Raw genomic sequence first — 21,592 nt, 5'->3', positions numbered from 1 at the left:
TGGTTTCCGGTTCGCCTAACGAAAAAGAGCGGAGCCTTGCGGCCCCACTCTTCATCAAGCGATCAAGAATTTCAAAGGTCATATAGACCCATCAGGGCAGGATTGCAAGGTTTTCGCGGGCAGGGCGCTTCAGTCACGGCTTCGGCCACATTTTCACCGTCACCGTGTCGGAAAGGGTGGCATGATTTCCGGCACTGTCTATAGTTGCCGTTTGACAAATCGCAGTTGCATCAAGTGGACTGATCGTGCCTGACCGTAAATCGCCACTCGCGCCTTTAAGGCATTTGACTTACAGACGAATCTGGATCGCGAGCCTTGCCTCGAATTTCGGCGGTCTGATCCAGGCGGTTGGCGCCGCGTGGATGATGACCTCGCTGTCGAGTTCCGAAAACATGATCGCGCTGGTACAGGCCTCCACCTCGCTGCCGATCATGATGTTTTCGCTGATTTCAGGCGCACTGGCCGATAGTTTCGACCGCCGCCGCATCATGATTTCCGCTCAGATCCTGATGCTGACGGCTTCCGTGCTGCTGACGGTTTTTGCTTGGTCCGGCTGGCTCACTCCGTGGTTGCTGCTCTTCTTCACCTTCATGATCGGCTGTGGCACGGCGCTCAACAATCCGTCCTGGCAGGCGTCCGTCGGAGAAATGGTGCCGCGAGAAGATTTGCCCGCTGCCGTGACACTGAACAGCGTGGGCTTCAACATCACCCGCAGCGTCGGTCCTGCCATCGGCGGCATCATCGTCGCTGCCGCCGGCGCCGCGGCCGCGTTTTTCGTGAACGCGCTCAGCTATTTTGCCCTCATCTACGCGCTGGTTCGCTGGCAGCCGCCCAAATATGCTTCGACCTTGCCGCGCGAGCAGCTTCTTGCCGCCATATCGGCCGGGATGCGTTATGTGGCGATGTCGCCGAATATCGGCAAGGTTCTGGTGCGTGGCTTTCTCTTCGGCCTTTCCGCCAGCGCCATCCTGGCGCTGATGCCGATCGTTGCCCGCGATCTGGTCGAGGGTGGCCCGCTGACCTACGGCGTCATGCTGGGTGCGTTCGGCGTCGGCGCTATCGGCGGCGCGCTCGTCAGCGCCAGACTTCGCGAGGTTCTGTCCAGCGAATGGATCGTACGTGTCGCCTTTTTGGGCTTCGCCTTCAGTTCCGGCGTGACGGCGGTCAGCACGAACGCGATCGTAACCTCGCTTGTTTTGACTATTGCCGGTGCCTGCTGGGTTCTGGCGCTTTCCCTGTTCAATACCATCGTCCAGCTTTCTGCCCCGCGCTGGGTGGTGGGCCGGGCGCTGTCGCTTTACCAGACGCTGACCTTCGGCGGCATCGCCGTCGGCAGTTGGCTGTGGGGCGAGCTGGCGGAAGATTACGGTATTTCCTATTCGCTTCTCGGTTCGTGCGTGCTGATGCTGCTGGGCGTCGTCGTCGGCCTCAAACTCGCCATGCCCGCTTTTGCTTCACTCAATCTAGATCCGCTCAACCGTTTCGTCGAACCGCCGCTAAGGCTCGATATCAAGCCGCGCAGCGGGCCGATTGCCATTCTCATAGACTATGAAATTCATGACGAGGATCTCGGCGAATTCCTGCCGTTGATGGCTGAGCGTCGCCGCATCCGTCTGCGCGATGGCGCGCGCAACTGGAACCTGATGCGTGATCTGGAGAATCCAGATATCTGGACGGAAAGCTACCATGTACTGACATGGGTGGAATATGTCCGCCACAACCACCGCCGCACCCAGGCGGATGCGGAAGCCTGGGACCGGCTGCTGGCCCTTCATCGCGGCAAGACACGGCCCCGCGTGCACCGGATGATCGAGCGGCAGACCATTCCGCCGACAGATGACATCTTCCACAAGCCACATACGGACCAGCATTGAGAGACGATAGGGCTAAGTAGTGGCGATGTCATGCTCGGGGCAAGCCCGCGCATGACGGAGGAGTGGTTTCACACGTCGCCAGTAAGCTGCTATTTCAGCTTCGCTTTCAGCGTAGCATCGGGAAAGCAGGTCGGTGACAGACCGTTTTTCGCCTGCCAGTCGCCCAGTGACCGGCGTGTCTTGAAGCCGGCCAGCCCGTCCGCCTTGCCGACATCATAGCCCTTGGCGACCAGTGCCTTCTGCATGGCAAGGACGTCGGAGCGCAACATCGATCCGACGTTGCCCCATTCGCCCTTGAACGGCCCAGCCCCATGGGAGATGCGGTCGGCGAGATTGCCGATGAACAGCGCGTAGAGATCGGAATTATTGTATTCCTTGATGACGTAGAAATTCGGCGTCACCACGAATTCCGGCCCGTGCCGCCCGGCCGGCACAAGCATCATGCCGTCGGCGGAGAGGTCATTGGATGGAAAGGCCTTTCCGGAAATGCGGGTGATCCCCATCTTCGCCCACGCACTCACCGGCCGGGCAAGATCCGGGCCTTCCTGGGCGCAGGAGACGTTGCCGGGTATAGACACTTCGAAGCCCCAGTCGCGATCCCTCTGCCAGCCGCGCTGCGAAAGATAGTTCGCTATGGATGCCAATGCGTCCGGCACGGAGTTCCAGATATCGCGGTGGCCGTCGCCATCGAAATCAACGGCATATTTGAGATAGCTCGACGGCATGAATTGCGGCTGACCGAGCGCGCCTGCCCAGGACCCCATCATGCGCGAGGGCGCAATATCGCCGCTTTCGACAATCTTCAGCGCATCGATCAGCTCGGTGCGGAACATCTCCTTGCGGGTCGACATATAGGCTTTCGTCGCCAGCACATCGACAACCGAATGCGGCAGTTTCGCACGGCCGAAACCGGATTCGCGGCCCCAGATCGCCACGACGACATCGCCGGGCACGCCATATTTGGCTTCGATCCGGCGAAGGGTGGCGGCATGCGTCGCGGCCAGAGAGCGGCCGGTGGCGGCAAGCCCCTGCAATCGTTTTTCGGAGAAATAAGCGCCGGGCGATGAAAATTCGGCCTGGCTCTGGCTCTGTTCCTTCGGCGGCTTCTGGCCGGGGATGACGAGATCAGGCAGACTCCAGTTGATGGAAAGGCCGCTCAGCGCAGCCTCCAGCGTCTTTCGCGAAATTCCCGCCTTGCGCGCTTCCGGCCAGATTTCCTTTTTCAGCCACGCATTGAAATCGGCATCGTACCGGGCAGCAGCGGCACCTGTCGGCGCGGATTGCGCCAGAGCGGCCGTTGCTGAAAAAACGGAAAGAATGGCGGCCAATGCCTTGAGGCTTTTCCAGGAAAAGTGGAGGCCGGTTTTCCGTCTGGAAATGCGCCAAAACAAAGAATCAAATCGGTTTCGCATTCGGTCTCCTCTTCGAGTGACGGACAGGGAAAGAAGGCGTCAGATCGTTGTGCGAGCGCGCAGCGCCGCCGTCAATGTGCCCTCGTCGAGATAGTCCAGCTCGCCGCCAACAGGCACGCCATGTGCAAGGCGGGTGATCTTGATGCCGAGATCGGCCAGGCGGTCGGTGATGTAATGGGCTGTTGCCTGTCCCTCCACCGTCGCATTGACGGCGATGATGAGCTCGCGAATACCGCCGGCGCTGACGCGATCGATCAGTCCCTTGATGTTCAAATCTTCCGGCCCGACGCCATCGAGCGGCGACAGCGTGCCACCAAGCACATGATAGGCGGTATTCATGGCGCCTGCTCGCTCCAGCGCCCACAGATCCGACACGTCTTCCACCACGATGATGACCGACTGGTCACGTCTATCATCGGCGCAGACCGTGCAGGGATCGATGGTATCGACATTGCCGCAGCACGAGCAGATCTTCACCTTGTCATAGGCTTCACCCATCGCGTGGCCCAGCGGTCCAAGAAGCTGTTCCTTCTTCTTGATGAGATGCAGCGCCGCCCGCCGCGCCGAGCGAGGCCCAAGCCCCGGCACTTTTGCAAGCAGCTGGATCAGTTTTTCGATTTCGGGACCGGTGACTCGTTTTGCCATGAGCGCTTTCTACTGCATAAATCTAGAAACGGGAATCATGAAGCGCGAAGGGCAGTCCATGAAAATACGGGCAGTGTGCCGGGGCGAGGCGAAGGCCTTGCCGGGAAAGACGGCGAAGACGGGTATTTTCAAACATGCTGTGCAGGGCGCGGTGATGGTCGATGCGCAAGGCATTGTCAGCGACGCTGTCTGCAATCGTAAACATCACGGCGGGCCGGATCAGGCGATTTACGCCATGGGCTCTGCCGATCTCGATTTCTGGTCGCGTACGCTGGGTTTTGTGGTTGAGCCCGGATTTTTTGGGGAAAATCTGGTTCTGGAAGGTGTCGATAGTGCAAAACTGCATGTCGGCGACAGGTTTTCAGCCGAGGAAGTGGTGCTGGAAGTGACCGCCGCCCGCATTCCCTGCGCCACCCTGTCAGCCCGGCTCGGCGATCCCGGCTTCGCGCCGCGTTTTCGGCAGGCGGGTCAGCCGGGCTTTTATTGCCGGGTTCTGAAAGGTGGAATGCTCAGCGCCGGTGAAGGCATTGCTTTCGAACCCTATCAGGGAACGAAGCTGCCCATACCGGTCATTCTCGAGCGCTTCCGCCCCATGCAGCTTACCAGGGACGAACGTGCCGCATATCTCGGCACCCCGCTTGCGAGCCGGTTCCGCGCCATGCTGGAAGTCTGAATTCGTAAGAATATCAGAACGGCAGCTTCATGCCGGGCGGGATCGGCAGGCCAGCCGTGATTTCCTTGGTCTTTTCAGCGGTGATGGCCTCGGCGCGCTCCTTGGCGTCATTGTGGGCGGCGACGATCAGGTCTTCGAGAATTTCGACGTCGTCTTCCTTGAAGAGAGACGGATCGATCTTCAGGCCCAGCAGGCTGCCCTTGCCATTCAGCTTCACGGTGACGAGACCGCCGCCGGACTTGCCTTCGACTTCAAGCGCGGCGATATCCGCCTGCATCTTTTCCATCTTGGCCTGCATTTCCTTGACCTTGCCCATCATGCCCATGATGTCGCGCATGTGCCAAACTCCTGTTTTTGTTATGTATTAAAATTCGATGTCGTCGCCGGGAAGGATGTCGCCCTCGCTCGATTCGGCAACCGAAGGCGGCGGGGCGATCTCGTCCGGCTCGTCCTGCTGGGTGACGCGAATGCGCACGTCGGTGATTTTTGCACCTGGAAACTGTTGAAGAATGGCTGCCACGTCAGGGTCCTGCCTCGCATCCACGAGGCGGGCGTCGCGCGCACTCCCCTCTGCTTCAACCAGCGTCGGCTGACCCTGTTCCTTGCTAAGGCTGACGATCCAGTGGATACCGGTCCACTCTTTCAGCTTCACACCAAGCTCGCCGGGGAGCGATCCGGGTGCGCCATCGCCGAGGCGCATGTCGAGCCGGCCCGGCTCCAGCCGCACCAGCCGCACGAAGTTGCGAACCTTCGCCCGCATGACGGGATCGCGATTTTTCTGGCACAGGTCGGCAATGTCCTGAAGAGAGTTGACGGGAACCTTCGGCTCCGGCCGTTCTTCGGTTTTCGGTGCCGCGACCTGCATTTCCTGCGGGCGGCTGTCAGGCACGGCGCGCAGCATGGTCGAAGGCTGCGAGCTTGCCGGCCTCTGGGCGGAAAGCTCCACAGGTCTTCCTGCGGCCACTGTCTGTCCTGAGGAATAGGCCCGCGCACCTCCGCCATTGCCGCCACCCGAAGGCGCGCCATTGGAATAGCCGCCCTCGCTGTTGGAAAGTTCGAGCAGGCGTCGCGCCGCGTCTTCCGGTGCCGGAAGATTGGCGGCGTGCGAAAGGCGGATCAACACCATTTCGGCCGCACCCGCAGGACGTGAGGCATTTTCAGTTTCCGGAATACCCTTGAGCAGCATCTGCCAGATACGCGACAGCGCAGTCACGGCGATTGTCTCGGCAAATTCCGCGCCACGCACGCGTTCGATCTCGGAAAGCGAGGGATCTTCCGCCGCATCCGGCACATATTTCATGCGGGTGACGAGGTGAGTGAAATCGGCAAGGTCGTTCAGCACGACGACGGGGTTGGCGCCTGCCTCGTATTGACCGTTGAATTCCGAAAGTGCCGCCGCGACATCGCCTTTGATGATGTGCTGGAAAAGATCGACGATGCGCGCCCGGTCGGCAAGACCCAGCATGCCGCGCACCGCCTCGGCTTCCACGCGTCCGCCGCCATGGGCGATCGCTTGATCGAGCAGGGAAAGACCGTCACGGGCGGAACCCTCAGCCGCGCGGGCAATCATTGAGAGCGCCTGCGGTTCGGCCTCGAAACCTTCCTTGCCGGCAATGGCAGTGAACAGGCCGACGAGATCGGCGGCGCTGATGCGGCGCAGGTCGAAGCGCTGGCACCGCGACAGCACGGTGATCGGAACCTTGCGGATTTCAGTGGTTGCGAAGATGAATTTCACATGCTCCGGCGGCTCTTCCAACGTCTTAAGAAGACCGTTGAAGGCCTGCGTCGAGAGCATGTGCACTTCGTCGATGATATAGACTTTATAGCGCGCCGAAACCGGGCGGTAACGCACCTGCTCGATGATCTCGCGAATGTCGTCAATACCGGTATGGGAGGCAGCGTCCATCTCGATCACGTCGACATGACGGCCTTCCATGATCGCCTGACAATGTTCGCCGGGGATACGCAGGTCGATGGTCGGTTTGTCGATGGTGTCGGTCTTGTAGTTCAGCGCACGGGCAAGAATACGCGCGGTGGTCGTCTTGCCCACACCGCGAACGCCGGTCAGCATATAGGCCTGCGCGATGCGGCCGGTCTCGAACGCATTCGTCAGCGTGCGGACCATCGGCTCCTGGCCGACCATCAGATCGGAAAAATCCTTCGGACGATATTTGCGTGCCAGTACCCGGTAGCCGGTCCCGCCCGGGGATTCGCTTGATGTGGTGGGTAAGGTGTCGCTCATCGCCTCGCCAGTTTATTTTGCCAGTTTGTCCTAGAGCGCCGTGCGTCCCATTGGACGCATCAGGCACGCTCTATTCCTCTAAAGTCTGCACATCATGCCGATACGCAGGGGCCGCTTTCAGGCTGAACCGGCCCGGCGAAAGCTGAGCGGAATTTAAAAAGGGTGGGAGGCTGGCACGGCGACCCGTGCCTGGCTCGTTAGGGCTGCTTCCTTCCGGACCTGACCCGGTTGGCGAGTGGCTCGTCCACCACCAACCTCCCGGGGCCACATATCGGCAATATCGAAAGCAAATGCAAGCCAAGCCTTCAAAAAACTGCTATCACAATGAAAACAAACATGGAGGACGCCTTGGAGACATTCCGGCTGGACGACAGGCTGGCGCGCGACAGTGCGCTTGTAATGCGTTTGGGACTATGCGAGTTGCGTTTGCAGAACGACAGCCGCTGGCCCTGGCTGGTGCTGGTGCCACAGAGAGGCGGCGCCAGCGAGCTGTTCGATCTTACTCCGCTCGATCAGGCCGTGCTGACGTTCGAGACCAATCTCGTCGCGTCCGCGCTGAAGGACGTTACCGGGGCCACCAAGATCAATGTCGGCGCGCTGGGCAATATCGTCCGGCAACTTCACGTCCATATTATCGCCCGCAACGAAGGCGACACCTGCTGGCCCGGCCCAATCTGGGGTCACGGGACGCCAGTGCCCTATGGCCCGGGCGAAAAGGAATCCTTGATGAAAAAAATATCCGGCGCGCTCTGATGATATCAATGACTATTTTCGAAACCACTGCTCCCCACCCCGAAGCAAGCCTGCTGACAGCCTTTTCCAAGAACGCCCTCAACCGATTCGCCGAAAAGCGGACAGAAGACTGCGTTGCCGATGCGCTGAAAGTCGATGGCACCCATATTTTTGCCTTCTCCGGCAACCGGCTTGTCCTGAAACATGACGAACAGGTCATAGATCCCCTGTTTTCCGCCTATGAGCTGGCGGAATTGCAGCCGGATTTCGACAATGCCGTTCTGCTTGGATACCGCGAAACCGGCGAACCGAGAATTGCGGTGCCGGTGGCCGTCACGGAAGACACGCTGGCGAGCCACTACAAGCTGGCCGATGCCCGCACCCTTTATCGCGATCATCTTCTCGATGAGGAATTGCTGAGCGAGGTTGCCCAGGCCGTCAGCCTTACGCACTGGAATGCCGACAACCGCTTCTGCGGACGGTGCGGCGGCACGATGGAATTGCGTATCGGCGGCTACAAGCGCATATGCGCCGCCTGCAATCACACTATTTTTCCCCGAACCGATCCCGTTGTCATCATGATGACGATCGATATCGAGCGCGATCTTTGCCTGCTCGGACGCGGCGCGCATTTTGCGCCGGGCATGTATTCCTGCCTCGCCGGTTTCGTGGAGCCGGGCGAAACGATCGAGCAGGCCGTGCGCCGCGAGACGCATGAAGAATCCGGCGTCGAAATCGGCCGCGTGCGCTATCACGCTTCCCAGCCCTGGCCGATGCCGCACACGCTGATGATCGGCTGTTATGCCGAGGCTCTCTCGTTCGATATTTCCCGCGATGAGATCGAGCTGGAGGATTGCCGCTGGTTCACGCGGGCGGAGGTTGCCACGATGCTGGAGGCTGCTGCGGGCGAGGGCTTTTCCGCGCCTCCGGGCGGTGCCATCGCGCACCGGCTGATGCGCGACTGGGTGGAATGGACGAAATGAAGATTTGCGGCAGGCTCAGCTCTGGTTGAGCTTGCCGCGCATCGCATGACCCTTGTAGACGCCGAGAATTCGGACCTTCTCGGAAAAGAAGCGCAGCTCGTCCAGCGCGTGCCGCACCGGCTCGTCATCCGGATGGCCTTCGATATCGGCATAGAACTGCGTTGCCACGAACCTTCCGCCGAGCTGGTAGCTTTCCAGCTTCGTCATGTTGATGCCATTCGTCGCGAAACCGCCCATTGCCTTATAAAGCGCCGCCGGAATGTTGCGGACATTGAACACGAAGGTCGTGACGATGGTTTCATCTGGTGCTTCGCCTTGGGACTGGCGTTTGGCCCAGTTCTCATCGCGCGAAAGAATTACGAAACGGGTGATGTTGTTTTCTGAATCCTCGACATTTTCAGCCATGATATCAAGGCCGTAGAGACCGGCGGCAAGACGCGGTGCAAGCGCTGCCATGCTGCGATCACCCTTTTCAGAAACCAGTCTCGCCGCTCCAGCCGTATCGCCGGCAACGACTGGCTTCCAGCCGTTGGAACGGATGATCTTGCGGCACTGGCCAAGCGCGTGGATGTGGCTGTGAACGGTGCGGATCTCGTCTTTCTTCACGCCCGGTATAACCATCAGCTGGAAGCGGATCGGCATGAAATATTCACCGATGATGTGAAGGCGTGATTCCGGCAGCAGATGATGGATATCTGCAACGCGACCGGCCAGCGTGTTCTCGATCGGGATCATGCCGAGATCGGCTTCGCCGTTTTCGACGGCATTGAAAGCATCCTCGAATGTCGGGCACGGCAACGGCTCCATATCCGGGAACATGTCGCGGCATGCCATGTCGGAATTCGCGCCAAATTCGCCCTGAAAGGCAATGCGGTTTGTGCTCAAGGTCATGGAATTATCCATCAGAGGGTTCGGTTTGCGAGAATAGTGCGGGCTTTTTCGAGATCGTGCGGCGTATCAACGCCAAGCGGCACGGAGTGAACGATTTCGGCATCAATACGCATGCCCGCTTCCAGCGCGCGCAATTGTTCCAGCCTTTCGCGCTTCTCGAGTGGCGAAGGCTGAAGCCTCACGAACGTTTCAAGGGCGGCGCGGCGATAGGTATAAAGGCCGATGTGATGATAAAGCGGTCCGTCGCCATAGGGCGCAGTCGCGCGGGTAAAATAAAGCGCGCGCAATCGCGTCTCGGAAAGCGGGCTGCCAACCACTTTCACCACGTTCGGATTGGTCTTTTCTTCCTCGTCGGTGATCTCCACCGTCAGCGTGGCAATGTCGACGGCGGCATTTTCCAACGGGCGCAACGAGGCGCGGATCGTTTCCGCTTCGATGGTCGGAAGGTCGCCCTGAACATTGATGACATATTCGGCGTTGCCATAGGGGTCGGCCTTCTGCAGCGCCTCGAAAATGCGGTCCGAACCGGATTGGTGATCATCGCGCGTCATCATTACGTCGAAACCGGCATTTTTAACGGCTGAAAATACCTGCTCGTCATCGACTGCAACGACGATGCGCGTCGCGCCAGCTTCACGCGCCCTGAGTGCAACCTGCACAATCATCGGTTTGCCGCCAATATCCGCGAGAGGCTTGCCCGGAAGCCGTGTCGATGCCATCCGCGCCGGTATAAGGACGACAGCTTTCTCGAATTCCCGATTCTTCATCCGACACCCTTCAAATCCCAACCGAAAAGTGTCAAAACGTCACGGAGTGGGGAATATTATTCAAGTTGCGCAGGCTGTGCAAAAGCCATAGCTTTTGAATAATTTCAAGATGCCCGGTTATATGGAGCGGATGCGAGGGAGCGCATATAGATGAATTCTTATGTAAATATGGGCGTTGGGGCGTTGCTGGGCACGGTTTTCGTTCTGATGTCGGTGTCAATTGCGTCTGAGGGCATTTTTCATGCGCCCACCCCGGAAAAGGAAGGTTACGCCATCGTCGCGGAAGCGAGCGGCGGCGAGGCTGCAGGCGAACCCGCTGCAGCGGCAACTCCGATTGCGAAATTGCTCGCCAGCGCGGATGCTGCCAAGGGTGAGGCGGTCTTCAAGAAGTGTACGAGCTGTCATACCGGAGAGAGTGGTGGTGCAAACAAGGTCGGCCCCAATCTCTTCGATATCGTCAACCGGCCGATCGCCAGCCATGCGGGTTTCAGCTACTCCGCAGCAATGAAGGATTTCTCCAAGGGCGGTTCCGTGCACTGGGATTACGATCATCTCAGCTACTTCATCGAAGCTCCCAAGAAACACGTTCCCGGCACGGCCATGGGCTTTGCGGGTGTGAAGAAGGAGACGGAACGCGCCGATCTCATCGCTTATCTGCGCACGCTGTCGGCAAACCCGGCGCCGCTGCCGGATCCGGCTGCGGCTCCCGTGCCGATAAACTGACGGAAATGGTGATTTCATAAGAAAAGCCCGGCATCGCTGCCGGGCTTTTTTGATTCTATCTGTCTGATTTCTGAAAGATCAGAAACCCTTGCCGCCGCGCAATTCGGAAATGACCGTTCCGATCATGATCTTGATATCCAGCCAGACGGAAAAATTGTCGACGTAATAAAGATCGGACACGATGCGGGCACGCGCCTTGTCACTGCGATCCGTCGGGCCGCGCAAACCCCGCATCTGGGCAAGACCGGTAATGCCTGGCCGCATCCGGTGCCGCAGGTGGTAGTGGGGAACAAGTTCCTCATAAAGACGGCCGGCGGCCAGCATGCCGATCGCATGGCAGCGCGGACCCACCAGCGACATGTCGCCTTTCAAGACGTTGATGAGCTGTGGCAGCTCGTCGACATTTGTGCGGCGAAGCACGGCGCCGATCCGGGTTATCCTCGGATCGTTCTTTACCGTTTGCGCCACGCCGGTGGCATCGCCCAGTTCAGTCCGCATCGAGCGAAATTTATAGACCCTGATCTTTCGCCCGTTCATGCCCCAACGGACTTGTGAGAACAGGACCGGCCCTTTGCTGTCGAGTTTGACCAGCGCCGCGACGGTCAGCAATACGGGCGCGAGTGCGACAAGGGCGATGGACGCCCCTGCAATGTCGATCGTTCTCTTGAGCACAAACTGGCTGCGCAGGAACACCGATGTGTTGGTTTCTGAAATGGAAGGTTGCGTTTCCGCCGCGTCGAAAGTGACAGACGCAGGATAAGGGGCGCCGTAAAACACGGCATGCGATGAGCTTTTAGTACCCAGCATAATATGAAGCCCTGAAAAGTTATTTTGAAACAAGAAAATTTATTTATATGAACGATTAATAATTCATTTACCGTAAAAAGTCATCCGAAATGTAATCGTTTTTGCGCAAATAGCAATCTACGGTTAACGTGGATGCACGCATATGTTGCAAACACAAGCGCGGTCTCCGCTTTTGGCTGCGTTGGTTGCCCATTCGGTGTAATCAAGTCTTTGGAAAATTGAGTATTTGCGGGAAAGGCGACAGGATCGTTGCCTGCCCATCGCTTGCCCGGTAACCGGCGAGCCGATTACCCAAAAGGCAATTAATTTCCCATCAGAATATCAAGAAGGGTCGTCTGCTTCGGCCCGGAAGTTGCCGGCGCCCGGCCGTCGATATCGGCTGGCGGCACAGGTCCATTGTCGGCTGAATAGCCGGGTTCGATATCGCGGGAAGGGATGTTTCCAGGCGGCATGGGAACGCCCGGCTGACCAGCGTTTGGCGAAACGGGCGCTTCGGGATAGGCTCGAGTGTTTGTCGTTCCGCCGCCGCCGAGAGCATTGGAAATGATGTCGCCGATGGAGGAAGGCGCGCTCTCGGGCGCCGGTTGCTGTATTTCCCCAAGCGGCGGCACGCCGCCTGCGCCGAGACCGAAGAGCGGCGAGGGCGAGAGCCCGGAATGGGCGGCGGTCATGAAATCTTTCCAGGCCTTCGCAGGCAAGCCACCGCCGGTGACCTTTTTCATCGATGTGCCGTCGTCATTGCCGAACCAGACGCCCGTTGTCAGATTGCTTGTGTAGCCGACAAAAAGCGCGTCGCGGAAAGACTGTGTCGTGCCGGATTTTCCCGCTGCCTGCCAACCCTGGAGGCGGGCGGCTTTCCCTGTTCCTTCGGTGATGACGCGCGACAACATGCCGTTCATCGTCGCGGCGATTTCCTCGCTCAGCACGCGCGGCGGGTTGTCGTATCTGTTTTCATAAAGCACCTTGCCGTCGGCATCGGAGATGCGTTTGACGATATGCGGCGTCGCCTTGTAGCCGCCATTCATGAAGGGAGCGTAGGAGGCGGTCAGCTCCATCAGTGACACTTCCGAGGTGCCGAGTGCGATGGAGGCGTTGTTCTGAAGCTCCGATTCGATACCCATGCGATGCGCCACCTGCGTCACCCGCTCAGGACCGACTTCCATCACCAGCTGCGCGGCGATCGTGTTCAGAGAATTGGCAAGCGCAGTGGCAAGCGTCACTTCGCCACGATATTTCTTCTCGTAATTTTCCGGTGTCCAGTTTCCGATGCGGACCGGCCCGTCATTGCGAATGGTACTGGGGGTCAGACCCGATTCGAGCGCGGCGACGTATACGAAGGGTTTGAACGCCGATCCGGGTTGCCGTTTCGCCTTGGCGGCCCGGTTGAACTGGCTTTCGGCATAATCCGCCCCGCCGACCACGGCCCGGATTGCGCCTGTGCCATCGATGGAAACGAGAGCCGCTTGCGAAGCGCCCTGCTTTTTACCATCACCCTGCAGAACATGGGTCAGTGCTTTTTCGGCGTCGCGTTCAAGATTGGGGTCGATGGTCGTATCGACGACGATGTCCTGCTTGAAGTCGCCAATCAGGCCACGAACTTCCTCCATCACCATATCGGCAGCGTAATGTTCGGCACCGGACCAGAAACGTTTGGCCTTGGTCGGCGGCTGCGACATCGCGGTCTTGATCTCGTCATCGGTGATGAACCCGACATCGCGCATGGATCTCAGAACGACCTGCGCCCGCTCCTCCGCTGCCTGCGGGTCGCGCGCCGGTGAAAGGCGCGAGGGGGCCTTGAGAAGTCCGGCAAGCGTTGCCGCCTCGCCAAGATTGACGTCGCGCGCGGATTTGTTGAAGTAGCGTCTGGAAGCGGCTTCGACGCCAAAGGCGTTGGAACCGAAATAAACGCGGTTGAGATACATCGCGAGGATCTGGTCCTTGGTGTATTTATGCTCCAGCCAGAAGGCCAGCAGCACTTCCTGTACCTTGCGCTCCAGCGTCCGGTCCTGTGAGAGGAACAGGTTTTTTGCCAGCTGCTGCGTCAGCGTCGAGCCGCCCTGCACTGTTCGTCCCGTCATCACATTGGTCACGATGGCGCGGGCCAGGCCGAGCGGATCCACACCGAAATGGGAATAGAACCGCCGGTCTTCGATCGCCATGACCGCTTGTGGAAGGTAGGGCGACATGTCTTCAAGCGCGAGAGCCTCGCCACCCGTGGTGCCGCGATTGGCAAGCACGCCGCCGTTCACCGAAACGATCTTCACATTCGGAGGGCGTTCGGGAATGGTCCAGCTGCTGGCACTCGGCATGCGCGCGCCGTAATAAAGGACAAGACCGGCAACGCCGATACCGCCCCAGATGCCGAGCACGATGCACCAGTAAACGAGGGACCGGATAAAGCCTGTTGCGCCACCGCCGGAACTGCGTGTGCGCTTTTCCTTTTTTTGCGGTTTGGCGCGGCCGGATGTGGACTTCGGTTTTCTGGCGGGCTGCTTTGCGGTTCCGCCAATGCGCTCGCTGGCATCAAGACGCAGATCGTCACCGGATTCGTGGAAATCCCCGAAGGAAGGCTCTACCCGATCGCGTGATTTACCCTTGCCTGCCATCCAGCCGAAGTCGCTCCTTATATTCGCGAAACCATTCGCACTTCAGGCTTCTATGCCTGCGCGATCCTTAATCCAGGATGAAGAGTTTAAATGCGGCAATTTAAGGCGGGGTTAAGTCCTCGCCGGATCAAATCGGCGTCATTGGCAGACGTCGACCCATTCCGCTCCCGTCAGTCGCGCCATCATGTCAGGCGAAATCCTCACCGCCGCATTGGTGGCACCCGCTGCCGGAACCACCTCGGGATAGTTTTTCAGGGATATGTCGCAAAACACCGGAAGGGGCGAAGGCAATCCGAAAGGACACACGCCGCCGACGGGATGGCTGGTAACCGCAACGACTTCTTCCGCCCCCAGCATGCGCGGCTTGGCGCCGAAATGATCGCGGAATTTACGATTGTCGAGCCGCTTCGTGCCGGCGGCAACGACGAGAAGAATTGTGTCGCCCGCCTTCAGGCAGATCGTTTTGGCGATCTGGTCGGGATCGACGCCGTGCGCTTCGGCAGCCAAAGCGACTGTCGCCGAACTCGTTTCCGTTTCGATAACGGTCACTTCGGGGGAATTCTCGGTGAAAAACGCTCTGACGGATTCGATGGTCATGCGTATTTATTAGGCGGTATGCCAAGAGGCTTCAAGGTGTCGCGAAATAGCTATGCGTTTTATGCAATGCTGCGCTGCGATGAAACGTCTGTTTTTTGAGCGGAGATCCTGTATCTTCAAATCATCGAAGCGACGCACTCCTCCTCCCAGCGTCGCCCGATTGGACTGACAATACTCCTCCTCCCAATTGTCAGTCAGTTTCAAGAACCCGGCGCACCTCCTCCCGCGCCGGGTTTTTGCTGTTTAAGGCCTTGTTTCCCGCGACTTTCATTTGCCGACGCTTCACAAAAATCGCCGGGCTTTTTCAAAGAAACTTGACTTTCAGGCCCTTCCAACCTAGGTGTTCGCGCATCGATATTTGTTTGACGACCAGAGCTTCGGCGCCTTTTTTAGGTGCACACGACGATCTTTCCTTCAAATTCGACCCAAGACCGCACTGCGCGCAGTGCAAATACAATTTGCCAACGGAAGGAAATCGTTATGGCGACTGGTACAGTAAAGTGGTTCAACGCAACCAAGGGCTACGGCTTCATTCAGCCTGACGACGGTTCGCAGGACGTATTCGTTCACATCTCCGCCGTTGAGCGCGCTGGTATGACCTCCCTCAACGACGGTCAGAAGCTCTCCTACGAGCTGACGCAGGACCGTCGCTCGGGCAAGATGTCTGCAGGCGAGCTCGTCGCTTCCTGATAAGCGGCTTGGCCTGAACGGGTCATTCGCATGAATATGAAAGGCCGGATTTTTCCGGCCTTTTTCTTTTGGAAGGTGTACCGGGTCCGGCCGCTCTTGAAAAAGCTGGAGTGCATACCAATATAGGGTTCAACAGTGCTCCGCACGGAATTGTCAGGCTGGTGCTTTTAAAGTGCCGCTGTTGTTGCGTTAACCAAAGATTAACCAAAGCAGCCGATCCTGATCGTGAAAAGCAGCGTCGACTTTGTTGGCGCGCTCTGGAGCATCGGACCGTTTGAACGCTTTGACCACGGATGTACTGGCACTGACGAAAAACGGATGGAAAGGTCGGGCTTGCCCGGCCTTTTTGTTTTGAACCACCAAAATATAAGAGAACGGGGAGGCATCGGGTAACCGGCGCCTCCTTTCTTTTTGACTACTTCGCGGAAAGGGCGTCGAGAATGCGGATCCAGGAGCGGATGCCCTTGTGGAACGACTGCAGGTCATATTTTTCGTTCGGCGAATGAATGCGGTCATCGGTAAGGCCGAAACCGACGAGCAGCGAATCCATGCCCAGCATCTTCTGGAAATCGCCGACGATGGGGATCGAGCCCCCCATGCCGATCACGACGGCAGGTTTGGGCCACTCTTCCGAAAGCGCGTTTTTCGCCTTCGTCAGCACTGGCGAATCATAGGAAAGCTGGATAGCCGGCGATGCACCATGCTCGTGAAATTCCACCGAGCAATCGGCTGGAATTTTGGAGCGGACATAGTTCCGGAAGCTCTCGCGGACCGCTTTCGGGTCTTGCTCTCCGACGAGACGGAAGGACACTTTAGCAGAGGCTTTTGCGGCGATAACCGTCTTGAAGCCGTCGCCGGTATAGCCGCCGATGATGCCGTTGACTTCCGCCGTTGGCCGCGCCCAGGTCTGCTCCAGCACGGAGCGGCCCTTTTCGCCCGATGGAATCGAGAGGCCGACTTCGCCGAGGAAGGCTTCGGCGGTGCGGCCCAACGTTTCCCAGGAAGCCTTGATGTTGGCGGGGGTTTCTTCCACGCCGTCATAGAAGCCGGCAAGTGTCACGCGGCCGGTCTCGTCATGCAGGCCGGCGAGAATATCGGTCAGGATGTGAATGGGATTTGCGGCCGCACCACCGAAAAGGCCCGAATGCAGGTCGCGGTCGGCCGCCGTGATTGTGATTTCCTCGCCGACCAGGCCGCGAAGGGCGGCGGCGATGGCGGGCGTATCGCGGTCCCACATGCTGGTATCGCATACCAGTGCATAATCGGCTTTCAGCTCATCGGCATTGGCGTCGAGGAACGGCTTCAGCGAGGGCGAACCGGATTCTTCCTCGCCCTCGAAAAGAATGGTGACGCGCACGGGCAGACTGCCATTGACCGCCTTGTAGGCCCGGCAGGCTTCCACGAAGGTCATCAGCTGACCCTTGTCATCAGCCGTTCCACGCCCGGTGATCACCTGCCGACCGCCGCCGATATCTTTCACGGCCGGTTCGAACGGATCGTTTTCCCAAAGATTGAGCGGATCGACCGGCTGCACGTCGTAATGGCCGTAGAAAAGCACATGCGGCGCATCTTTTGTCGCGGCGTCGTGATGCGCCACCACCATTGGATGACCGGCCGTATCGCGAACGGAAGCCGCAAAGCCCAGTGATTCAAGCGTTCTGACCAGCCATTCCGCCGCCTTGCGGCACTCCGCCTTGTAGGCGGGGTCCGTGGAAATGGACGGGATGCGCACCAGTTCGAACAATCGCTCGAGGCTGGAGGTGAGGTTATCGTCGGCCGTGGAAAGAATGGTGGAAACGTCTGTCATCGCTGATCCTGTCATGTCTGTCGTAACCTGGCGATGGACGAAACATCCTGGTATCGCGCATCGCGTGGGAACAAGGGGCTGACGTGTCGTTGAATCGGCAAGCGCGCAGCCGCCGGAACGATAGAGCAGTTCAGGAAAAGTGCGAAGTGGTTTTCCGCCTAAACTGCGCGGAAACAAAACCTTGGAAGCTGCAGGCGATAGAAGGCCAGGAGCAAAGAAAGCGTTTCGAGTTGTAAATGCTATTTCGCTTTTTTGGCGCGGTCGATCGCCCGGCGCATATATTCCAGCAGAAGCTGCTTTTCGAAACGGCGGAAATCCGCCAGCAGCGTTTCTTCCGTGGCTTCGGAAGCGGCAATGGCGTTCGCCTCGAGATCCCTGCCGCGCTGGGTCAGTTCGATGATCTGCGCGCGGCGGTCGCTTGGGTGGGATTTGCGCACGATCAGCCCGTCGCGCTCCATGCGGGACAGCGTATTGGCAAGCGTCGCCTGCTCCACGTCGATTCTATCCAGCAATTGCCGTTGCGTCAGTCCCTCCTCATGCCACAGTTCGATGAGGATGGGGAATTGTCCAGGAGAAAACCCCAGCGCGGCAGCTCTCTTCTGGAGCGCCATGGTGAATTCCCTCGCCATTTTTGCGGCGAGATAGATCGCCGATTCGTCCCGGGAAAAACCCATTCATCAATCCGTCTGGCATCTGGTCGGCGCAATCGCGCGATTTCGATAGTGGGATATATATCGCATGATATGTTTATGCCAGTCAGAAATCCGGCACAAATAAAAACCGCCATGGCCGGGAGGGGACGGCCATGGCGGTCATATAAGAGGACAAAGGCCCGGAGAGGGGGGAAAGGCCTTTGTCCGGTCTGATGCGGCGGGGGACGAGCCTACAATCAGACTACGGCGTGATCAGGCGCCGTCCCCTAAGAAATGTGTGTGCAAATGCGGCTTTTCAAGGGAAAATCTATTACAAATTCGTAAGGTTCACGCGAATTTTGCCGGTGCCTCCAGCGGCTTAGCCCCATGCGCTTTGCGGTGCGTTGTTTGAACTTTCTGTGGACGTCAAAACGGCCCCGCGCTATCCATATCGCCATGAAAAAAGGCGATCATCTCTTCCTCGTTGACGGCTCCGGTTTCATTTTCCGGGCGTTCCATGCCATTCCCCCGCTGAACCGCAAGTCGGATGGGCTGCCGGTCAACGCCGTTTCCGGCTTCTGCAACATGTTGTGGAAGCTCCTGAAGGATGCGCGCAATACTGATGTCGGCGTCACGCCCACGCATTTTGCCGTGATTTTCGACTATTCGTCGAAAACCTTCCGCAACGAGCTGTACGATCTATACAAGGCCAACCGCACCGCACCGCCGGAAGATCTGGTGCCGCAGTTTGGCCTGATCCGCGAGGCGACACGGGCCTTCAACCTTCCCTGCATCGAGACGGAAGGCTTCGAGGCGGATGACATCATCGCCACTTACGCCCGTCAGGCGGAGGCGATTGGCGCCGATGTCACCATCATTTCTTCCGACAAGGATCTGATGCAGCTCGTCACGGCCAATGTGCACATGTACGACGCCATGAAGGACAAGCAGATAGGCGTTCCCGATGTCGTCGAAAAATGGGGTGTAGCCCCGGAAAAGATGATCGACCTCCAGGCGATGACCGGCGATTCCACCGATAATGTTCCGGGTATTCCTGGTATCGGGCCGAAGACGGCCGCGCAATTGCTGGAAGAATACGGCGATCTCGACACGCTGCTGGCGCGGGCAGGAGAAATCAAGCAGCAGAAACGCCGCGAAAACATCATCGCCAACGCGGAGCTTGCCCGCCTTTCCAGACAGCTCGTGGCGCTCAGAACCGATGTGCCGCTGGAGCAGTCTCTGGAAGAACTGGTGCTCGAACCGCAGAACGGCCCGAAACTCATCGCTTTCCTCAAGGCGATGGAGTTCACGACGCTGACGCGCCGGGTAGCTGAAGCCACCGATAGCGACGCCTCTGCCATAGAAGCCGCCAATGTGCCGGTGCAATGGGGCGCTGATGCCCATGGACCAGACCTCGACGCCGCGCCTGCAGTTGCCGCAGCTGATGACAAGACCGCTGTGCCAGCGTCAACCACCGCTCCGGCACGGAAGGTGACAGGGGAGGGCAGTGCGCCCACCGATCTCGCCACGGCACGGCAGACGGTTTTCTCCGCCGCCAAGATCGACACGACCGCCTATACGACGATCAGGGATCTGGCGGAGCTGGATCTTTGGGTTGCCGCTGCCCGCGAAACAGGTGTCGTCGCCTTCGACACGGAAACGACCTCGCTCGACCCCATGCAAGCGGAACTCGTCGGTTTTTCGCTGGCGATTGCCGATAACGGCAAGGATGCCTCAGGCACCGATATCCGCGCTGCCTATGTGCCATTGACGCACAAGACCGGCTCCGGTGGCGATCTTTTCAGCGATGGCATCAGGCTTGCTGAAGGACAGGTGCCGTTTGCCGAGGCGCTGGCACGTTTGAAGGATCTTCTTGAGGATGAAGCCGTTCTGAAAATCGCGCAGAACCTCAAATATGACTACCTGCTGATGAAGCGCCACGGCGTCGTCATGCAGAGTTTCGACGATACCATGCTGATTTCCTACGTTCTTGAGGCGGGAAAAACCACGCATGGCATGGATACGCTTTCCGAACGCTGGCTCGGCCACACGCCGATCGCCTACAAGGACGTGGCGGGATCGGGCAAGTCGAGCATCACCTTCGATTTCGTCGATATTGACAAGGCGACCGCTTACGCCGCCGAAGACGCGGATGTCACCCTGCGGCTGTGGATGGTGCTGAAGCCCCGGCTTGCCGCAGAGCGGCTGACCAGTGTGTATGAGCGGCTGGAGCGCCCTCTGGTGCCTGTACTGGCGCATATGGAGGAGCGTGGCATCACCGTGGACCGACAGATCCTGTCGCGTCTCTCCGGTGAACTCGCCCAGAAGGCGGCTGCTTTCGAAGAGGAAGTCTACCAACTGGCAGGCGAGCGTTTCAACATCGGATCGCCAAAGCAGCTCGGCGATATCCTGTTCGGCAGGATGGGCCTGCCTGGCGGCTCCAAGACCAAGACGGGCCAATGGTCCACATCGGCGCAGGTTCTCGAAGATCTGGCGGCGGAAGGTGCCGAATTACCGCGAAAGATCGTCGACTGGCGGCAGCTGACCAAGCTGAAATCGACCTATACGGATGCGCTTCCCGGATATGTCCATCCGCAGACGAAACGGGTGCACACGTCCTACGCGCTGGCCTCCACCACCACGGGGCGCCTGTCGTCCTCGGAGCCGAACCTTCAGAACATTCCGGTGCGCACGGCGGAAGGTCGCAAGATCCGCACGGCCTTCATCTCCACACCCGGACACAAGCTTCTTTCCGCCGATTACAGCCAGATCGAGCTACGTGTGCTTGCCCATGTCGCCGACATTCCGCAGCTTCGCAGCGCATTCGAAAACGGCATCGACATTCATGCGATGACCGCATCGGAAATGTTCGGGGTGCCGGTGGAAGGCATGCCGTCTGAAGTGCGCCGACGTGCCAAGGCCATCAACTTCGGCATCATCTACGGTATTTCCGCTTTCGGCCTCGCCAACCAGCTCAGCATCGCGCGCTCCGAAGCGGGCGAATATATCAAGAAATATTTCGAGCGTTTTCCTGGCATTCGCGATTACATGGAAGCGACCAAGGCTTTCGCCCGCGAGAACGGCTATGTCGAGACGATTTTCGGCCGCCGCGCGCATTATCCGGAAATCCGCTCGTCCAACCCTTCCATGAAGGCCTTCAACGAGCGTGCGGCCATCAACGCACCAATCCAGGGGTCTGCAGCCGATATCATTCGTCGTGCGATGGTCCGTATCGAGCCGGTGCTGGAGGCGGAAAAGCTTTCCGCCCGCATGCTGCTGCAGGTACATGACGAACTCATCTTCGAAGTCGAGGAAGGGGAAATCGAAAAGACACTGCCCATCGTCGTCTCGGTGATGGAAAATGCAGCCATGCCGGCTATTTCCATGAGGGTTCCGCTCAAGGTGGATGCCCGCGCGGCCGACAACTGGGACGAGGCGCATTGACGGGAATTGACCGGCCATTGACCGATTGGTGTCATTGGTTTGTTGCGTGCGCAGATTAGGGGAAACG

Annotated in this window: 18 protein-coding genes and 1 other RNA gene; 7 read left to right on the top strand and 12 right to left on the bottom strand. The window is 58.8% G+C overall.

Annotated elements, in window-relative coordinates:
- Window positions 1–245 precede the first annotated feature (245 nt).
- Entirely contained in the window at window positions 246–1,874 is a 1,629-nt protein-coding gene (locus F617_RS0104615; protein WP_076843882.1) for an MFS transporter, read from the top strand.
- A gap of 89 nt (window positions 1,875–1,963) precedes the next feature.
- Here F617_RS0104615 and F617_RS0104610 read toward each other — a convergent pair whose 3' ends face one another.
- Entirely contained in the window at window positions 1,964–3,202 is a 1,239-nt protein-coding gene (locus tag F617_RS0104610) for a lytic murein transglycosylase (RefSeq protein WP_371179232.1), read from the bottom strand.
- Between the two features lie 123 nt (window positions 3,203–3,325).
- Window positions 3,326–3,931: a recombination mediator RecR gene (recR, locus tag F617_RS0104605; RefSeq protein WP_003514308.1), complete on the bottom strand. Its 606-nt coding sequence runs from the start codon at window positions 3,929–3,931 to the stop codon at window positions 3,326–3,328.
- A gap of 37 nt (window positions 3,932–3,968) precedes the next feature.
- Between recR and F617_RS0104600 the strand changes: the two genes are divergently transcribed.
- Window positions 3,969–4,604: an MOSC domain-containing protein gene (locus F617_RS0104600; protein WP_026330669.1), complete on the top strand. Its 636-nt coding sequence runs from the start codon at window positions 3,969–3,971 to the stop codon at window positions 4,602–4,604.
- A 13-nt stretch (window positions 4,605–4,617) separates the two neighbouring features.
- Here F617_RS0104600 and F617_RS0104595 read toward each other — a convergent pair whose 3' ends face one another.
- From F617_RS0104595 to ffs, 3 genes are all read right to left on the bottom strand, one after another.
- Window positions 4,618–4,941 (bottom strand): YbaB/EbfC family nucleoid-associated protein, encoded by a 324-nt coding sequence (locus tag F617_RS0104595; RefSeq protein WP_003514318.1) that lies wholly within the window; start codon window positions 4,939–4,941, stop codon window positions 4,618–4,620.
- Between the two features lie 27 nt (window positions 4,942–4,968).
- On the bottom strand, window positions 4,969–6,846 hold the full coding sequence (locus F617_RS0104590) for a DNA polymerase III subunit gamma/tau (RefSeq protein WP_019564561.1): 1,878 nt from the start codon (window positions 6,844–6,846) through the stop codon (window positions 4,969–4,971).
- 162 nt (window positions 6,847–7,008) lie between these two features.
- Window positions 7,009–7,105: signal recognition particle sRNA small type (gene ffs, locus F617_RS27670), an RNA gene on the bottom strand.
- A gap of 65 nt (window positions 7,106–7,170) precedes the next feature.
- On the opposite strand from ffs, the gene F617_RS0104585 reads away from it, so the two are divergent.
- Both F617_RS0104585 and nudC read left to right on the top strand, forming a co-directional pair.
- On the top strand, window positions 7,171–7,599 hold the full coding sequence (locus F617_RS0104585) for an HIT domain-containing protein (RefSeq protein WP_161986907.1): 429 nt from the start codon (window positions 7,171–7,173) through the stop codon (window positions 7,597–7,599).
- Window positions 7,599–8,561 carry an NAD(+) diphosphatase gene (gene nudC / locus F617_RS0104580; protein WP_003514323.1) on the top strand — a complete coding sequence of 321 codons (963 nt, stop codon included), beginning with the start codon at window positions 7,599–7,601 and terminating at the stop codon, window positions 8,559–8,561. The genes F617_RS0104585 and nudC overlap by 1 nt, the downstream gene beginning before the upstream one ends.
- A gap of 15 nt (window positions 8,562–8,576) precedes the next feature.
- Here the strand turns inward: nudC and F617_RS0104575 are convergent, their stop codons facing one another.
- A complete protein-coding gene (locus F617_RS0104575) occupies window positions 8,577–9,452 on the bottom strand; it encodes a prephenate dehydratase (RefSeq protein ID WP_025592029.1) in 876 nt (291 codons plus the stop codon).
- Between the two features lie 11 nt (window positions 9,453–9,463).
- Window positions 9,464–10,219 carry a 3-deoxy-manno-octulosonate cytidylyltransferase gene (locus tag F617_RS0104570; protein WP_003514327.1) on the bottom strand — a complete coding sequence of 252 codons (756 nt, stop codon included), beginning with the start codon at window positions 10,217–10,219 and terminating at the stop codon, window positions 9,464–9,466.
- Between the two features lie 150 nt (window positions 10,220–10,369).
- On the opposite strand from F617_RS0104570, the gene F617_RS0104565 reads away from it, so the two are divergent.
- Window positions 10,370–10,942: a cytochrome c family protein gene (locus F617_RS0104565; protein WP_003514328.1), complete on the top strand. Its 573-nt coding sequence runs from the start codon at window positions 10,370–10,372 to the stop codon at window positions 10,940–10,942.
- Window positions 10,943–11,020: 78 nt separating this feature from the next.
- Here the strand turns inward: F617_RS0104565 and F617_RS0104560 are convergent, their stop codons facing one another.
- The 3 genes from F617_RS0104560 to F617_RS0104550 all read right to left on the bottom strand — a co-directional run bounded on the left by F617_RS0104560 (window position 11,021) and on the right by F617_RS0104550 (window position 14,952).
- Entirely contained in the window at window positions 11,021–11,749 is a 729-nt protein-coding gene (locus F617_RS0104560) for a sugar transferase (RefSeq protein WP_019564559.1), read from the bottom strand.
- 302 nt (window positions 11,750–12,051) lie between these two features.
- A complete protein-coding gene (locus tag F617_RS0104555) occupies window positions 12,052–14,355 on the bottom strand; it encodes a transglycosylase domain-containing protein (RefSeq protein ID WP_019564558.1) in 2,304 nt (767 codons plus the stop codon).
- A gap of 138 nt (window positions 14,356–14,493) precedes the next feature.
- Window positions 14,494–14,952 (bottom strand): YbaK/EbsC family protein, encoded by a 459-nt coding sequence (locus F617_RS0104550; RefSeq protein ID WP_019564557.1) that lies wholly within the window; start codon window positions 14,950–14,952, stop codon window positions 14,494–14,496.
- Between the two features lie 480 nt (window positions 14,953–15,432).
- Here F617_RS0104550 and F617_RS0104545 point away from each other — a divergent pair, with 480 nt between their 5' ends.
- Window positions 15,433–15,642, top strand: coding sequence for a cold-shock protein (locus F617_RS0104545; protein ID WP_003514335.1), 210 nt, complete (start codon window positions 15,433–15,435; stop codon window positions 15,640–15,642).
- Window positions 15,643–16,057: 415 nt separating this feature from the next.
- Here the strand turns inward: F617_RS0104545 and F617_RS0104540 are convergent, their stop codons facing one another.
- Both F617_RS0104540 and F617_RS0104535 read right to left on the bottom strand, forming a co-directional pair.
- Window positions 16,058–17,449: a dipeptidase gene (locus F617_RS0104540; protein ID WP_019564556.1), complete on the bottom strand. Its 1,392-nt coding sequence runs from the start codon at window positions 17,447–17,449 to the stop codon at window positions 16,058–16,060.
- A gap of 239 nt (window positions 17,450–17,688) precedes the next feature.
- Entirely contained in the window at window positions 17,689–18,123 is a 435-nt protein-coding gene (locus F617_RS0104535) for a MarR family winged helix-turn-helix transcriptional regulator (RefSeq protein ID WP_019564555.1), read from the bottom strand.
- Window positions 18,124–18,537: 414 nt separating this feature from the next.
- Here F617_RS0104535 and polA point away from each other — a divergent pair, with 414 nt between their 5' ends.
- A complete protein-coding gene (gene polA, locus F617_RS0104530; protein WP_019564554.1) occupies window positions 18,538–21,525 on the top strand; it encodes a DNA polymerase I in 2,988 nt (995 codons plus the stop codon).
- Window positions 21,526–21,592: the final 67 nt, after the last annotated feature.

The organism is Agrobacterium sp. 10MFCol1.1, assembly GCF_000381165.1.
GTDB lineage: Bacteria > Pseudomonadota > Alphaproteobacteria > Rhizobiales > Rhizobiaceae > Agrobacterium > Agrobacterium tumefaciens.
Note: the sequence above shows the minus strand (reverse complement) of the source record. Positions and strands in the feature narration are given on the sequence as shown.